The following is a 15236-nucleotide window of genomic DNA, read 5'->3' on the forward strand; positions in this document are numbered from 1 at the left end:
AGGAGGTGCGATACAATGGATATGAATGCCTATCTGTCGATGTTCATCGACGAATCTAACGACCATCTTCAAACCTTGAATGAAAACTTATTGCGACTGGAAGGCGAGCCGGAAGATCTATCAATTGTTCAAAATATATTCCGCTCCGCTCATACTTTGAAAGGCATGTCGGCTACGATGGGATATGAGGATCTGGCTGCCTTGACACATGAAATGGAAAATGTGCTTGATCTTGTTCGCAATAGCAAGCTCAAGATGGACAGCTTTATATTTGATACGCTTTTCAAGGGTCTTGATGCGCTGGAGGCAATGGTGCAGGATATCGTTAACGGTGGTACTGGTAAAGCGGATGTGACATCAATTGTGGCCGCCTTGCAGTCGATTTTTAGCGGAGAGCATAAACTATCGGTGCCGGATCAAAAGGCTGCAGCGGAAGGCGATTCTTCCAATGCGGACAAGCCTATTTTGCTGCTGGACGAGTACCAGACTTCGGTGATTAAGCAATCCATTGATAGCGGACATCAGGCTTATCATATTCATGTAACGATTCGCGAGGACTGTTTGCTGAAAGCAGTTCGTGCCTACATGGTATTCAACCTGCTGGAAGCACACGGAGAGATTGTGAAATCGGAACCTTCTGTACAGGATTTGGAACAGGAAAAATTCGATCGTTCCTTTACTGTATTTACCATTACACAGACGAAGCTGGAAGAACTGCATACGCAAATTATGAATGTATCCGAAGTGGAGACGGCAGTTATAACTTTGCTGGATGAGGAATCGCTACATCTGCTAAGCACGCCAACAGCGAATCAGCAAGCTGAGGCTGAGGTGAAGAAAGCGAAGGAAGAGGTTGCAGCAGCAATTGCAGTCGTCGAGAAAAAAGAAGAGGCAGCCAAGGCTCCCGCAGCGGTTGCGCCTCGTAAAGATTCGCCTGCTCAAGCAGCGCCAGCGGCGGTTAATCGGACGATTCGCGTTGATATCGACCGTTTGGATACGCTGATGAATCTGTTCAGTGAGCTGCTCATTGATCGCGTTCGACTAGAGCAGCTTTCAAGCGAAATTAAACGCAATGACTTGACTGAGACGGTTGAGCATATGACGCGTGTCAGCACAGATTTGCAAAATATCGTACTCAAGCTGCGCATGGTTCCCGTCGATTCGGTATTCAACCGTTTCCCTCGCATGATTCGCGATTTGGCGAAGTCGCTTGATAAAAAAATCGATTTGGTCATTACTGGAGCGGATACAGAGCTTGACCGTACCGTTATTGATGAAATTGGCGATCCGCTCGTTCACTTGCTCCGCAACTCTGTCGATCATGGCATCGAGACGGTGGAAGAACGGATTGCGGCAGGCAAGTCAGAAGTAGGTACCATTTTCCTGCGCGCTTACCACAGCGGCAACCATGTTTTTATTGAAGTGGAAGAGGATGGACGCGGCATTAACCAAGAGCGCGTGCTGAAGACGGCGATCAAAAACGGCGTCGTTACCGAAGATGAGGCGAAAAAGCTGTCGAGCGACGAAATCAATATGCTGATTTTTGCAGCAGGCTTTAGTACAGCTGAGAAAATATCGGATATTTCCGGACGCGGTGTAGGACTGGACGTTGTACGTTCCAAAATTACGTCGCTTGGTGGAAATGTTACCATTGACTCGGTGTTTGGCAGAGGAACGAAATTCTCGGTACAGCTTCCGCTGACGCTGTCGATTATTTCGGCGATGCTGATCAAGCTGGGCTCGGAAAAATATGCGATTCCGCTGTCCTCCATTGTGGAGACCAGCATTATCCGCAGATCGCAAATTTTGAACGTTCATGGCAATTTAATGATTGAATTCCGCAATACCGTTATTCCTCTTGTATCGCTGAGTCGTGTGCTTGAGACACCTGACTTTAATGATAGCGCCGAGGAAGAAACCGAAATTGTAGTGGTGCGCAAGGGAGAAAAATGGGCGGCAGTCACCGTCGATGAGTTTATCGGCCAAAACGAGATCGTGCTCAAAACGCTTGGCAAATATTTGACCAATATCGAGGCGATTTCTGGAGCGACGATTTTAGGTGACGGCCAGGTCGCATTAATTATTGATCCTAACGCATTAATCAAATAGGAGGTTTTCACAATGGGAGAAGAATTGAAGGTCATTGTTTTTGCGCTAGCTGATGAGGAATACGGTATTGAAGTAGATAAAGTTAGAACAATAGAGCGGATGTCGCCGATTACCCGCGTGCCTAAAACAGCCGCTTTTATTAAAGGCGTTATGAATTTGCGCGGTGTTGTCGTGCCGGTTGTCGATCTTCGTGGGCGTTTTGGCCTACCTGAGCAGGAACCTACAGATAATTCGCGAATTATAGTAGTAGCGGTAGATGATCTTGAAGTAGGATTTATTGTCGATTCCGCGAATGATGTCATAGATATCGATACGGACAACATCGATTCTCCACCAGAAATCGTAGGCGGCGTTAAAGCGAAGTACTTGCACGGTATTGCCAAGCTCGGGGACAGCAGACTGCTTATTATGCTAAATCTAGTTGAGGTGCTGAATAAAAACGAGATCGAACAGCTCATGCAACTGGAGGGATAGAAGTGGCACAGTTCAGCAAGTTTGAAGCTTTTGAGCTTGACGTACTAAAGGAAGTCGGCAATATAGGCGCGGGCAATGCAGCTACTGCATTGTCTCGTCTTCTTAACAAGCCAGTCGATATGGGTGTTCCGAAGGTCAGCCTGCTGCCCTTCGAAGAAATTGCCGATCGCGTAGGCGGTATGGAGCAGGTCGTCATCGCGGTGTTTTTAAGAGTGGAAGGCGAAGCGCCGGGCAATATGTTTTTTATCATTCAGGAGGACGCAGCGAAGCGTTTGCTGACTCAGCTGCTGTCATTGCCTCATGATGATGAGAACGGCTATTCCGAAATGGAGCTGTCGGCTTTATGCGAAATCGGAAATATTTTGACCGGCTCGTATCTGTCTTCGTTGGCTGATTTTACCCATTTGGTGATGGCTCCATCGGTTCCATCCGTTGCACTGGACATGGCGGGAGCTATTTTAAGCTATGGCTTGCTGCAATATGGCGAGATGGGCGATTCCGCGCTGTTGATTGAGACGACATTTCTCGAGGACTGCCAAGACCTGGAAGGCCATTTCTTCCTCATACCCGACCCTGAATCATTTACAAAAATTTTCCGCGCTCTGGGAGTAAATGTCGAATGATACAGCAAAATTTGATTAAGGTTGGAATGGCTGATTTAAATATTGCAACTGAGGGTTCCGTCCTCAAAACAACAGGGCTTGGTTCTTGTGTAGGACTTACGCTTTATGATCCGGTTAATAAAGTAGCCGGAATGGCCCATGTTATGCTGCCTTCCTCTGAAATTGCAAGAGAGGCAACGATTAACTTGGCGAAATATGCGGATACGGCCATTCCTGAGCTTGTTGAACGGATGAAGCATGTGGGCGCACAGCAAAATCGCCTTGTAGCGAAAATGGCTGGAGGCGCTCAAATGTTCGCCTTTTCAGGTCAATCGGACTCTATGCGTATTGGTCCGCGAAATGTCGAATCTTGCCTTGAGATCGTCAACAAGTTCAAAATTCCTGTGTTTGCACAGGATACAGGCGGCAATTATGGTCGCACCATTGAGTTCGACAGCGGAAGCGGTCTGTTACTCATTCGCAGCGTACAGCTTGGAATAAAGGAGATTTGAATTATTATGATCGGAAATTGGCGATGGAATGTCGGATTAGGACTAACGGGTGTTATATTAACGATTCTTTTCTCACTCGGTAAAAATGCGGTCACAGTCATACTGCTGCGCAGTGTATATGCATTCATCGCCTTTGTTGTCATTGCGTTTATACTGCGTGCAGTGCTTACGTTTATTTTGAAGCCGCCGGCATTGCTGGATACCGGCGCTGCAGAAGAAGATGGAATAGGAACACAGTTTAATTTGACTACGCCGGATGAAAGCGAAGATTTAAATCAGCTGTTGAAAGACGGTCTGGATATTCGCCCAGCGCAAGATGAGGCAGATAGCAAGCAGCCAATGGAACAAGAGCACGAGCCGTTTCGGCCATTAGCGCCGCCACAGCTCGTGTCTGCACAAAACAAAGAACCGGAAGAACTGGCTAAAGTAGTACGTCACCTGACAGGAGGGTGAAAAATATGATTGCTTCTTTAAACATTCCGATGTGGCAAGCTTGGAAAGAAGAAGGGGATATTGAAGCGAAGAAGCGGCTTATTGAGCAATATTTGCCGCTTGTTGATTATGTGACCAATCGTATGGCTATTGGCCTGCCTAAAAACGTATCCAAGGATGACCTTGCCAGCAATGGCGTTATGGGTTTAATTGATGCAATAGAGAAGTTTGACTATTGCCGGGGGCTGCAGTTTGAGACCTATGCATCCTGGCGCATTCGCGGCGCAATTATTGATGGTCTCCGTCAAGGCGACTGGGTACCGAGGTCCGTGAGAGAGAAAGCGAAAAAAGTGGAAGAGGCTTATCAAAAGCTGGAACAACAGTATTTACGCTCGGTTTCCGATGCTGAAATTAGCAATTACCTGAACATAACGGAAAAGGAGTTTACAACGATGCTTCAAGAGATTGCGGTAACGACTGTATGTTCGCTTGAGGATCCTCTTCGCGAGGAAGAATCGGAAACAAGACTTTCGCTGCTCGTGGATGAACGGGCAAAAAATCCTGACCATAAAGTCCATGAAGTATATTTGAAAGATTCATTGGTTAATGGAATAGAGAAGCTGACGGAGAAGGAACGTATCGTCGTTTCCCTTTTTTATTATGAAGAGCTGTCTTTAAGTGAGATTGCAGACGTCATGTCGCTCTCGCCGTCACGAATTTCGCAGCTCCATTCCAAAGCTATTTTACGTCTTAGAGGAGCTTTATCCAAGCATAAAGATCAACTAATGCAGTACTAGAGTGGAGGCGTGTAATGGAAGGTCAATCATTAGATACCATTATGAGCGTTCAAATATCCGCCGATAAAATGTCAGCCTTTTTGACATTCAAACGTTTGACGGATGATTTTGAATGCTCGGTTGAACAATTAGAGCAGTTTGTGCAAAGTAGCGGAGTGAGCGTTGGAATTGTGCCCGGCGTCCTTCAAAACATTTGTAACAATCCGCTCGCTTTTTATAAAGAGCAAACTTTAATTGCTGAAGGAAAGCCTGCTGAGGTTGGCAAGGACGGCTTTGTTCAATTTATTTACGATATGAAAAGCAAAGAGCGGCGCCCAGTTGAAAATGAAGACGGCACCGTAGATTTTAAGGAAATGACGCAGTTGAAAAATGTGACGCGCGGCCAGCTGATTGCTGAACTGGTCGAACCTGCTACTGGTGAGCCGGGCAAGACGGTAACCGGGGATGAGGTTGCTTCGAAAGAAGGCAAGGCAGCGCGTTTTAAAATAGGAAAAAATGTCGTGCTGAACAATGAGCAAACTGCAATGTATGCGGCACTGGACGGTCTCATTACGATGACGGATAAGGATAAAATCAATGTATTTCCTATTTACGAAGTGAATGGCGACGTAGATTATAAAATAGGAAATATTGATTTTGTCGGTACCGTAGTCATCCGAGGGAATGTGCTTAGCGGCTTCCGCGTCAAATCTGCCGGGGATATTCGCATCATTGGCGGAGTTGAGGGCGCCGATTTGGACGCTGAAGGCTCTATTGAAATATCAGGCGGCATTATGGCCGGCAACAAAGGTTTTGTCAAAGCGGGAAAAAATGTGAAATGCTCCTTTATCCAGGACGGCAACGTTATTGCCGGCGATGATGTGCTCGTATCGCAAAGCATTATGCATTCGAATGTTCGCGCTGGTAAAAACGTCATTTGTTCAGGAGCCAAGGGGCTGATCGTTGGCGGGACTATTCAAGCGGGCGAGCGGGTTAAAGCTCGTACAATCGGTAATACCATGTCTACGGCAACAGTAGTTGAAGTAGGTGTAAAGCCGGAGCATCGCTCAGAACTGCTGGAATTGCGCACAAAACTCAAGCAGCACAACGAGAGCATGGATAAGGCGGATAAAGCGCTTGTGATTTTGGATCAATTGGCTGCATTTGGGCAGCTAACAGATGACAAAATGGCCATGCGCATTAAGCTAAGCGCGACCAAACGGCAGTCGCTAACAGAGGTTGAGCAGTTCCGTGAACGGATTTTAGACATTGAGCGCACGCTTGAAGATAGCGAGCAAGCTGGGGTTGACGTCAATAACATTATTTATGGCGGAATCAAAATTGTAATTGGCCGATATACGAAATATATTAAAGACCCGCTGCAGCGTGTTTCCTTTCAGTATTTAGATGGAGATATTTCGCAGGTGAGTTACCGTTCGTAAAAACTTGAGCAAGCTGACCCAATAGGGAGGTATTCAAGATGGCTTTCAAACCTATTGATTTGCAAATATCGGTTCCTCGCACACCGGAGTCCAGCGGACTTCAAAGCCATATGAATCATAAGCCGATGTCGGACCAGACGAAGCTTGCTGAGCAGCAGGCTGCACAGACCGAGCTTGTTCGCCACAAAAATACGGAAGTTGAGCATTCCGTCGGCCTAAACGTTCGTCAGGATCAAGAAACAAGCAAGCAATCTGATGAACGCAAGGGCAAACACAAAAAACAGGATGGGCAGGACAAGCATGAAGAAAGCCATCCCCCTGTGCATCCCTATAAGGGACATCATGTAGATATTTCGCTTTAAAGGCAGGTGGGAGCAAGCATGTCTAACTGGCAATACATAGTTTTGCTTGGCGCAGTAGTTGTTGTTTTTGGGTTGCTTTTGCCTAGAAGGAAACAGCCCGCAGCCGCGCAAGCCGTCAATAATATGGAAGTTTCACTGGAACAGTTTATGGAAAACATGGAGCAGGACAATCGGGAGCTTACTGCACTTATCGTGCAATCACAAGAGGAAGCACGTGCTAAGGCACAGCGCAGCGAGGAGCGTTTAGCCGAACTGGAGCGTAAATATAGCGCTATGGAGCAGCTTTTTGAGCAGCAGAAGGCTTCCGCAGTGTCGGTGCAAGCTGCCCAGGTGATGCCGGTCAAGGTTGACGTTCCCATTACACCCGCTCCAGCTGCGCTACAGGAAGAGCCTGAAGAGCTGGAAGAGCCAGCTCCGCCAGTGAAGCAATCGATTCAAGAGCGTTATGCCGATTTGTTTGCGCTTCATCAGCAAGGCAAGTCTATTGAGGCAATTGCAAAAAAAATGAACATGAACAAGGGCGAGGTTCAGCTTATCCTTCAGCTTGCGAAACAGGAGGAGAGTGCCCGTGTTTAAAAACCGTGTTTTTTTAACCGGGCTTGGCCTTGGCATTATTATCGGCGCATTATTGCTCCAAATGATGATGATTGGCGAATCCAGCCAGCAAAAGCTCAGTAACCGCGACAATGCAGATGCTGGGCAAGAGGAAAAGATATATTCGCAAAGTGAAGTCGATGCGATTGTTGAAGCGCAGAGGGCAACGAGCAGCATAAAGGAAGAAAGCGAAGCAGCGGCAGTGCCTTCACCAACCGCTTCGCCTAAACAAATGCCTTCTGAAAGCGCTGCTCCGCAAGCCTCCGCCCCAGCTTCCCCAAAGGCATCAGCAGTGCCAACGGATAATTCTTCAGCTGCTGCGGACACGGATGAAAATACCATTCGCAAAATGGTTCGCATTCAGGCAGGAACGAATTTGACTGCGGCGTCTGAGCTGCTGGCCAAGGAGAAGCTGATTAGTGATAAAGCGGCATTTATCCGCAAAATGAAGCAAGAAAAGAAACTGGTTCGCGCCGGTTATTTTTTGTTTACCGGGAATCCTTCGCTTGAGGAAGTTATTACAACCATTACGACACAGCCGATGACACCAGAGGAAGTAAAAGCTTTTAATTCATAATAAAATGGCGGAATGCGGTAATTTTCGCTCGGAGATTGTTGCGTACGGCATGCAGTTATGGTATATTAATTGACGGTGTTAAAAACACACGCTGATTAATTTCGTTAACGGTGCTTCTGCTTAGGTGGAAGTTTTAACGAAAGATGACGTCGGCGGAGGGCACTACAAAAAAACCATTATCAGGAGGTGTTGGAGAAATGGCGGTTATTTCCATGAAACAGCTACTTGAAGCTGGGGTACACTTCGGTCATCAGACTCGTCGTTGGAACCCGAAGATGGATCGTTATATCTTCACTGAAAGAAACGGAATTTACATTATCGATTTGCAAAAAACAGTTAAAAAAGTTGACGAGGCTTATAACTTCGTTCGCTCGATCGCTGCAGAGGGCGGCACTATGCTGTTCGTGGGCACGAAGAAGCAAGCTCAAGATTCCGTTAAGGAAGAAGCTGAGCGTTGCGGCAACTTCTACATCAACCAACGTTGGCTCGGCGGTACGCTGACTAACTTCCAAACGATTCAAAAACGTATCGACCGTTTGAAAACTTTGGAGAAATGGGAAGAGGACGGCACTTTCGAAGTTCTTCCTAAGAAAGAAGTTATTATTCTTCGCAAAGAAAAAGACCGTTTGGAAAAATTCCTTGGCGGCATCAAAGGCATGAAATCGTTGCCTAGCGCTTTGTTCATCATCGATCCTCGTAAAGAGCGTATCGCTGTTGCTGAAGCACGCAAACTTGGAATTCCTATCGTAGGTATCGTTGATACAAACTGCGATCCAGACGAAATTGACTATGTCATTCCTGGTAATGATGATGCAATTCGTGCGGTTAAATTGCTTACGTCCAAGATGGCTGATGCAATTGTTGAAGCTAACCAAGGTGAGCAAACAACTGCTTAATTCAATAAACGTAAGCTATTAGGCGAAGGGCGGTCAGAAGGTGAAAGCCTCTCACCGCCCTTTTTTCACGAATACCTAATTAAATAAATCGAAACCTTCAGGAGGGCTCAAAATGGCAGTTAGTGCGAGCGCAGTAAAAGAACTTCGCGAAAGAACAGGAGCAGGAATGCTCGATTGTAAAAAAGCTTTGGATCATACAGACAACGATATCACGAAAGCGATTGAATTCCTTCGTGAGAAAGGCCTTGCTGCTGCAGCTAACAAAGCTGGTCGTATCGCAACAGAAGGCGTTGTAGAATCCTACATTCACGCTGGCGGCCGTATTGGCGTTCTAGTTGAAGTTAACTGTGAAACAGACTTCGTTGCTAAAACAGACCAATTCCGTGAGTTTGCAAGAGATATCGCGATGCAAATCGCTGCTGCAAACCCTAAATTCGTTCGCCGCGAAGAAGTTCCTGGCGATGAGCTTGAAAAAGAACGCGAAATTTTGCGTGCACAAGCACTTAACGAAGGCAAGCCTGAAAAAATCGTTGATAAAATGGTTGAAGGCCGTATTTCCAAATACTATGAAGAATATTGCTTGCTTGAGCAAACGTTCATCAAAAACCCAGACCAAACGATTTCCGAGCTTCTTAACGATAAAATCAACAAAATTGGTGAAAACATTTCAATCCGTCGTTTCGTTCGTTATGAGCTGGGCGAAGGTCTTGAGAAAAAAGTTGATAACTTCGTAGAAGAAGTTATGTCGCAAGCTAAACTGTAAACCGATCGCAAAGGCGGGGCGGGGCGTCCGCCTCGCCTGCTTTCGTAAGCGGAGAAACTTTATATTTTGATAACCGGATGCAATCTAAGAGCTTTAGATTCATTCATGGAGGTAAGCAACGTTGGAAAAACCCGTGTTTAAACGTATAGTATTAAAAGTTAGCGGCGAATCGTTGGCAGGAAATAACGGCTACGGTATTGAGGCTTCGACAATTGCTTCTATTGCTGAGCAAGTAAAGGAAGTTGTAGCATTCGGTGTTGAAGTTGCCATTGTTGTAGGCGGCGGTAATATTTGGCGCGGAATTGCAGGAACTGCTAAAGGGATTGATCGCGCAACGGCGGATTACATGGGTATGCTGGCTACAGTTATGAATTCTCTTGCTCTACAGGATGCATTGGAACAAATTGAAGTGCCAACCCGCGTACAATCCTCGATTGCTATGCAGCAAATCGCTGAGCCGTACATTAGACGTCGTGCTATTCGCCACCTGGAGAAAGGCCGCGTCGTTATTTTCGCTGCTGGCACAGGCAATCCGTTCTTCTCAACAGATACGACAGCTGCTTTGCGTGCTGCTGAGATTGAAGCAGAAGTCATTTTGATGGCTAAAAACAAAGTGGATGGCGTATACTCTGCTGATCCATTCAAAGATCCAACTGCAGTTAAGTTCGAAGAGCTTACTTACATGGAAGTATTAAATAAAAATCTTGGTGTTATGGATGCGACAGCATCTTCGCTATGCATGGACAACAATATTCCGCTCGTTGTATTTGCAATTACAGAGCAGGATAATATTAAGCGGGTCGTGCTGGGCGAGAAAATTGGCACCATTGTGAGAGGAAGTGCGAAATAATGCCTCAAGCTATTAAGAAAAATGCCGAAGAACGTATGGAGAAAGCAATCGGTGCACTGCGCCGCGATTTGGCCAGCCTGCGTGCAGGCCGCGCATCAGCAGCTTTGCTTGATCGTGTGCAAGTTGAATATTACGGCGCATTGACACCAGTTGCACAACTGGCCAACATTAACACGCCGGATTCCCGGACGCTGATGATTCAGCCGTGGGATAAAACCTCCCTTGCAGCTATTGAAAAAGCGATTATGAAATCGGATCTTGGTTTGACGCCAGCTAATGACGGCTCAACGATTCGCATTTCGATTCCGCCGCTGACCGAGGAGCGTCGTACTGATCTTGTCAAAATGACGAAAAGATTCGGTGAAGAAGCGAAGGTAGCTGTCCGCAACATCCGTCGCGATGCGAATGATGATGTGAAGAAGCTGGAGAAAACGGACATTTCAGAAGATGAGTCCCGTCGTCATCAAGATGACATTCAAAAGCTGACAGACCGTTTTATCGTAGAAGTGGATAAAGTATTAGTAGCTAAAGAAAAAGAAATTATGGAAGTATAATTTCACTAAAGCCCCTCCGTTAGGTGGGGTTTGGTTTAAATATAAGGCTTTTATTTTTTTTGAAATGCCTTATATATCATCGCGAAACGCAAGCTGCCTTCTATTGGGTACGGTGGCAGCCGTTTACGCTTGTTAAATCCGGGTTGGAGGAACGAAGATGATCAGTCGACTTTGGGCTAAATTTAGCAAATCGTCCCCACGTCCGGCAGCGCCGCCACGATTAGACAACGTGCCTGAACATGTTGCTGTTATTATGGATGGAAACGGGCGTTGGGCCAAAGACCGTGGATTACCGCGAATAGCGGGTCATCATTCCGGGATGAAAGCGGTCAGACGCATTACGATGGCAGCAGACCGGCTCGGCGTTAAATATTTAACGCTTTATGCTTTTTCGACGGAAAACTGGAAAAGGCCTAAAGACGAAGTTGATTTTTTAATGAAGCTCCCTCAGCAATTTCTAGAAATTGAAATAGACGATTTGATGCAAAAAAATGTTCAGGTTCGCGTCATGGGGCACAGGGAGGATCTCCCGTCCTTTACGATTAAAGCGTTGGACGAAGCAATGAGCAAGACGGCAAATAATACGGGACTCGTACTTACTTTTGCGCTAAACTATGGCAGCCGCAAGGAAATGCTTGAAGCGATCAAGGAGATCGCAGCGGATGTGCAAGAAGGACGGCTCACCTGTGACCAAATAGATGATCATGTGATGAGTTCGCATTTATTGACCCGCGACCTTCCGGATCCTGATCTGCTGATTCGCACGAGCGGAGAATTGCGTTTAAGCAATTTTATGCTTTGGCAGCTTGCCTATAGCGAAATGTGGTTTACGGACGTCTATTGGCCTGAATTTTCAGAGGCCCATTTCGAAGAAGCGATTGAGGAGTATGGGCGGCGCGCACGGCGATATGGCGGACTATAAGCTTCGATAACGGAGTGTGACCTATACATTGAAACAGCGAATAGTGACGGGAGTAGTAGCAGGCGCATTTTTTATTGCGCTTGCAGTAGCGGGAAGCTGGCTATATGCTGGTCTGCTCGTATTGCTCGCGATGGTAGGCTTTACTGAATATGTCAAGATGAACGGCCAAGCTTGGGCTCATCCGGCTTCATTGCTCGGATACGCGGGTGTGCTGTTTTTTGTGCTACCATGGAACTTAATTGGGGTAGAAACGCCATCCTTCATGTTTGTAACGTGGGTGCTGGCCTTTTTGCTGCTTGCTCTAACGGTCTTGACCAAAAACAAAACAACGATCGATCATGCGGCATTTATGCTGCTTGGTGCGCTGTACGTTGGGATGGGCTTTGGAGCGATGAATGCGGTAAGACAGATGGATGATCATGGCTTGTTTTGGACATTTTTGCTTCTTGGCTGCATATGGTCCTCAGACATTGGCGCCTATTTTGCCGGGAAGGCTTTTGGCAAAAACAAGCTCTGGCCATCCATTAGTCCGAATAAAACGATTGAGGGGGCGCTCGGAGGCGTTGTGCTGTCGCTTGTTGTGGCAGCTATCGGAGCTTTTTTCTTCCCCGACGTCATCGTATTTGGCAAAGCGCTTCTTATTGGGCTGCTGGCCGCTGTAGCCGGACAGTTTGGCGATTTAATTCAATCCGCTTACAAACGAGTACGTGATATCAAAGATACAGGCCGCATATTGCCTGGACATGGCGGCGTTCTGGACCGTTGCGACAGCTGGATTATCGTATTTCCGTTGATCGTGCTCTCCGGTCTGCTCCCCATGTAATTTGTAAGAGATGCAAAAGCACATGTCTAATCCGAGTGTCAGAGGAGATTGAGATGAAAAAAATAACGATTCTTGGCTCAACAGGCTCCATTGGCACGCAAACGCTGGATGTTATTGCAAACGACCCGGAGCGTTTTCAGGTTGTCGGCTTATCGGCGGGCAGCAATACGGACCTGCTGATTCAGCAGGCGATCCGCTTCAAGCCATCCATCGTTTGCTTGTCAACGAAGGAAGCGGCTGAAGCGGTTGCCTCTTCGCTGCCTGCGGGAACACGGGTCATTTTTGGCGAGCAGGGCTTAATTGAGCTTGCTGGGGAGACCGAAGCCGATATTGTCGTTACAGCGATTATGGGCAGCAGAGGGCTCCCTGCAACGCTTGCTGCCATTGAAGCGGGCAAAATGATTGGCCTTGCAAATAAAGAGACGCTCGTAACGGCGGGTCATATCGTAATGGAACGTGCAAGGCAGAAGGGTGTTTCGATTATACCGATTGACAGCGAGCATTCGGCTATTTTTCAGTGCCTGAATGGAGAAGATCGCAGATCGCTTAGCCAGCTTACGCTGACTGCCTCAGGCGGCTCATTCCGCGATCGCACGCGCGAGCAATTGAAAGGTGTTACAGTGGCGGAAGCGCTGAATCATCCTAATTGGTCCATGGGTGCTAAAATCACAATCGATTCTGCCACAATGGCTAATAAAGGGCTGGAAGTTATTGAAGCCCACTGGCTGTTTGATGTTACATACGATCAAATCCATGTTCTTGTTCATCCAGAGAGTATCATTCATTCTTATGTGGAGTTTACTGACCATAGCGTAATTGCACAGCTGGGACTGCCTGATATGCGCGTACCGATTCAATATGCGCTAACGTATCCGCATCGCTATCCAACGCCTACCGGCCGGCTTGATTTGGCTGCGATTGGCAAGCTTCATTTTCGAGAGATGGACTTTGAACGGTATCCGTGCCTGCGTCTCGCTTTCGAATGCGGCAAAGCGGGACAATCGGCGCCAACGGTATATAATGCGGCGAATGAAGTAGCGGTGGCCCGGTTTCTTGCTGGCGAAATTGAATTTCTGGATATTGAGCGCACGATTGAGGAAGTGCTCACTCGCCATCTTGTAACGGTGGTTGATACTCTTGAAGCTATCGCTGAAGTCGACAGCTGGGCACGTCGAATGGCTGCTACTGTGTAACTCGTGCGCTGCCTCGCGGTTCTCTTGTAACGGGTAGGAGAATAATGATAATCTATGTACAGGCCGTTACGAACAGGAGGCTCTATATGGAGACGATTCAGATTGTTTTATTAACCGTGCTCGTGTTTTTTGTAATCGTGACTATCCACGAATGGGGCCACTATTATTTTGCCAAACGAGCAGGGATATTGGTTAGGGAATTTGCCATTGGTTTTGGACCTAAGCTCATTTCCATTAAGCGCGGCGAGACGCGATTTACCATTCGCCTCGTTCCGGCAGGTGGCTTCGTCCGTATGGCAGGCGAGGACCCGGAAATTGTGGACGTTGCCTCTGGGCAGACAATTGCCATCAAGCTTAAAGAGGATAAGGTAACGAGATTGTACCTGGACCGTCTAGATGAGCGCAGCGGCGTCATTCGTGGCGAAGTGACTCAGATCGACCTGGAAAGGGATTTGTTCGTTACGCTCGACATTGAAGGCGAGAAGGAACGTTTTGCGCTGCATCCACAAGCATTGATGATTAGCAAAGGCAAAGAAACGCAAATTGCCCCGCTGGACAGGCAGTTTGGCAGCAAATCGGTAGCTGCGCGGGCACGGGCTATTTTTGCCGGTCCGTTTATGAATTTTGTGCTGGCGTTTGTATTGTGTGGCGCTTATATTCAACTCGCGGGTACACCGGAAAATTTGCTCGTGGATTCGATTAGCAAGGGGATGCCGGCAGAAAAGGCCCAATTGCAAAGCGGCGACATGATTCAAGCGATTAATGGTACGCCAATTGGTACGGATTATGATAAAATGATTGAGATTATTGGCGGTTCGCCTGGCGTGCCGATTCAAATGGACATTGTGCGCGGCGGCGTAGCGCAGAAGATCGAGCTGACGCCAGCTCCGGATGACCAAGGAGTCGGTAAAGTCGGGATCACGGCTGCTTACAAGACGCGCTCTGCAACGATTACAGAAACGGTAACGGGTGCAGGCAAGCTGATGAAGCAGATGACCGTTATCATTTTTGAAGGCTTTAAGAAGCTCGTCACCGGTGATTTTAAGCTGGATGATTTGGGTGGGCCTGTGCGTACAGCAGAGGTAACCAGTCAAATTGCCAAGCAGGGCATCGCCGAATTGACGCGATGGACCGCTATGCTGAGCTTGTATTTGGGGATTTTCAACTTGCTGCCCATTCCAGCACTGGATGGAAGCAGACTTATTTTTCTCGGGCTGGAAGCGCTGCGCGGCAGACCGATTGACCCGAACCGGGAAAGCATGGTTCATTTCGTCGGCTTTGCGCTCATTATGCTGCTGATGCTGGTAGTAACCTATAACGATATTTTGCGATTGGTGCGAGGGGAGTCTTAACCT

The 15236-nt window shown here is 47.3% G+C and carries 18 protein-coding genes; all 18 read left to right on the plus strand.

Translation table 11 applies throughout. From position 1 onward, the window contains the following. Window positions 1–15 precede the first annotated feature (15 nt). The 18 genes from AC6B99_RS13645 (at window position 16) to rseP (ending at window position 15233) form a co-directional block, all read left to right on the plus strand. Window positions 16–2109: a chemotaxis protein CheW gene (locus AC6B99_RS13645; RefSeq protein WP_494863952.1), complete on the plus strand. Its 2094-nt coding sequence runs from the start codon at window positions 16–18 to the stop codon at window positions 2107–2109. Window positions 2110–2121: 12 nt separating this feature from the next. Beyond that, window positions 2122–2583, plus strand: coding sequence for a chemotaxis protein CheW (locus tag AC6B99_RS13650; protein WP_056038192.1), 462 nt, complete (start codon window positions 2122–2124; stop codon window positions 2581–2583). Window positions 2584–2585: 2 nt separating this feature from the next. Then, on the plus strand, window positions 2586–3206 hold the full coding sequence (locus AC6B99_RS13655; RefSeq protein WP_496663542.1) for a chemotaxis protein CheC: 621 nt from the start codon (window positions 2586–2588) through the stop codon (window positions 3204–3206). Then, entirely contained in the window at window positions 3203–3697 is a 495-nt protein-coding gene (locus tag AC6B99_RS13660) for a chemotaxis protein CheD (RefSeq protein WP_099520662.1), read from the plus strand. Before AC6B99_RS13655 ends, AC6B99_RS13660 begins: the two co-directional genes overlap by 4 nt. 6 nt (window positions 3698–3703) lie before the next feature. Then, complete coding sequence (locus AC6B99_RS13665; RefSeq protein WP_496663543.1) at window positions 3704–4150, plus strand: hypothetical protein; 447 nt, start codon at window positions 3704–3706, stop codon at window positions 4148–4150. A gap of 5 nt (window positions 4151–4155) precedes the next feature. Next, window positions 4156–4926 (plus strand): FliA/WhiG family RNA polymerase sigma factor, encoded by a 771-nt coding sequence (locus tag AC6B99_RS13670; RefSeq protein WP_046230737.1) that lies wholly within the window; start codon window positions 4156–4158, stop codon window positions 4924–4926. 14 nt (window positions 4927–4940) lie between these two features. After that, entirely contained in the window at window positions 4941–6347 is a 1407-nt protein-coding gene (locus AC6B99_RS13675) for a flagellar assembly protein A (protein WP_496663544.1), read from the plus strand. A gap of 38 nt (window positions 6348–6385) precedes the next feature. After that, window positions 6386–6709, plus strand: coding sequence for a hypothetical protein (locus AC6B99_RS13680; RefSeq protein ID WP_056038180.1), 324 nt, complete (start codon window positions 6386–6388; stop codon window positions 6707–6709). An 18-nt stretch (window positions 6710–6727) separates the two neighbouring features. Next, window positions 6728–7285, plus strand: coding sequence for a hypothetical protein (locus AC6B99_RS13685; RefSeq protein WP_496663545.1), 558 nt, complete (start codon window positions 6728–6730; stop codon window positions 7283–7285). Next, window positions 7278–7880 carry a hypothetical protein gene (locus AC6B99_RS13690; RefSeq protein WP_494863950.1) on the plus strand — a complete coding sequence of 201 codons (603 nt, stop codon included), beginning with the start codon at window positions 7278–7280 and terminating at the stop codon, window positions 7878–7880. The genes AC6B99_RS13685 and AC6B99_RS13690 overlap by 8 nt, the downstream gene beginning before the upstream one ends. A gap of 197 nt (window positions 7881–8077) precedes the next feature. After that, window positions 8078–8776: a 30S ribosomal protein S2 gene (rpsB, locus tag AC6B99_RS13695; RefSeq protein WP_046230742.1), complete on the plus strand. Its 699-nt coding sequence runs from the start codon at window positions 8078–8080 to the stop codon at window positions 8774–8776. A 112-nt stretch (window positions 8777–8888) separates the two neighbouring features. Next, window positions 8889–9539: a translation elongation factor Ts gene (tsf, locus tag AC6B99_RS13700; RefSeq protein WP_056038172.1), complete on the plus strand. Its 651-nt coding sequence runs from the start codon at window positions 8889–8891 to the stop codon at window positions 9537–9539. A 121-nt stretch (window positions 9540–9660) separates the two neighbouring features. Next, complete coding sequence (gene pyrH, locus AC6B99_RS13705) at window positions 9661–10389, plus strand: UMP kinase (RefSeq protein ID WP_046230744.1); 729 nt, start codon at window positions 9661–9663, stop codon at window positions 10387–10389. Beyond that, window positions 10389–10943 carry a ribosome recycling factor gene (frr, locus tag AC6B99_RS13710; RefSeq protein ID WP_056038169.1) on the plus strand — a complete coding sequence of 185 codons (555 nt, stop codon included), beginning with the start codon at window positions 10389–10391 and terminating at the stop codon, window positions 10941–10943. The genes pyrH and frr overlap by 1 nt, the downstream gene beginning before the upstream one ends. A gap of 157 nt (window positions 10944–11100) precedes the next feature. Beyond that, window positions 11101–11865, plus strand: a complete 765-nt coding sequence (gene uppS, locus AC6B99_RS13715) for an undecaprenyl pyrophosphate synthase (RefSeq protein ID WP_056038167.1) — start codon at window positions 11101–11103, stop codon at window positions 11863–11865. A gap of 28 nt (window positions 11866–11893) precedes the next feature. Beyond that, window positions 11894–12688 (plus strand): phosphatidate cytidylyltransferase, encoded by a 795-nt coding sequence (locus tag AC6B99_RS13720; protein WP_494881261.1) that lies wholly within the window; start codon window positions 11894–11896, stop codon window positions 12686–12688. A gap of 53 nt (window positions 12689–12741) precedes the next feature. Further along, a complete protein-coding gene (locus AC6B99_RS13725) occupies window positions 12742–13881 on the plus strand; it encodes a 1-deoxy-D-xylulose-5-phosphate reductoisomerase (protein WP_496663546.1) in 1140 nt (379 codons plus the stop codon). A gap of 86 nt (window positions 13882–13967) precedes the next feature. Beyond that, a complete protein-coding gene (rseP, locus tag AC6B99_RS13730) occupies window positions 13968–15233 on the plus strand; it encodes an RIP metalloprotease RseP (RefSeq protein WP_099520654.1) in 1266 nt (421 codons plus the stop codon). Window positions 15234–15236 lie beyond the last annotated feature (3 nt).

Source organism: Paenibacillus liaoningensis, assembly GCF_059609455.1.

What these genes read in the sequence shown, in the direction of transcription:
- AC6B99_RS13645 (WP_494863952.1), top strand. Translation starts at nt 16, where the DNA reads ATGGATATGAATGCCTATCTGTCGATGTTCATCGACGAATCTAACGAC.
- AC6B99_RS13650 (WP_056038192.1), top strand. Translation starts at nt 2,122, where the DNA reads ATGGGAGAAGAATTGAAGGTCATTGTTTTTGCGCTAGCTGATGAGGAA.
- AC6B99_RS13660 (WP_099520662.1), top strand. Translation starts at nt 3,203, where the DNA reads ATGATACAGCAAAATTTGATTAAGGTTGGAATGGCTGATTTAAATATT.
- AC6B99_RS13665 (WP_496663543.1), top strand. Translation starts at nt 3,704, where the DNA reads ATGATCGGAAATTGGCGATGGAATGTCGGATTAGGACTAACGGGTGTT.
- AC6B99_RS13670 (WP_046230737.1), top strand. Translation starts at nt 4,156, where the DNA reads ATGATTGCTTCTTTAAACATTCCGATGTGGCAAGCTTGGAAAGAAGAA.
- AC6B99_RS13675 (WP_496663544.1), top strand. Translation starts at nt 4,941, where the DNA reads ATGGAAGGTCAATCATTAGATACCATTATGAGCGTTCAAATATCCGCC.
- AC6B99_RS13680 (WP_056038180.1), top strand. Translation starts at nt 6,386, where the DNA reads ATGGCTTTCAAACCTATTGATTTGCAAATATCGGTTCCTCGCACACCG.
- AC6B99_RS13685 (WP_496663545.1), top strand. Translation starts at nt 6,728, where the DNA reads ATGTCTAACTGGCAATACATAGTTTTGCTTGGCGCAGTAGTTGTTGTT.
- rpsB (WP_046230742.1), top strand. Translation starts at nt 8,078, where the DNA reads ATGGCGGTTATTTCCATGAAACAGCTACTTGAAGCTGGGGTACACTTC.
- tsf (WP_056038172.1), top strand. Translation starts at nt 8,889, where the DNA reads ATGGCAGTTAGTGCGAGCGCAGTAAAAGAACTTCGCGAAAGAACAGGA.
- frr (WP_056038169.1), top strand. Translation starts at nt 10,389, where the DNA reads ATGCCTCAAGCTATTAAGAAAAATGCCGAAGAACGTATGGAGAAAGCA.
- uppS (WP_056038167.1), top strand. Translation starts at nt 11,101, where the DNA reads ATGATCAGTCGACTTTGGGCTAAATTTAGCAAATCGTCCCCACGTCCG.
- AC6B99_RS13725 (WP_496663546.1), top strand. Translation starts at nt 12,742, where the DNA reads ATGAAAAAAATAACGATTCTTGGCTCAACAGGCTCCATTGGCACGCAA.
- rseP (WP_099520654.1), top strand. Translation starts at nt 13,968, where the DNA reads ATGGAGACGATTCAGATTGTTTTATTAACCGTGCTCGTGTTTTTTGTA.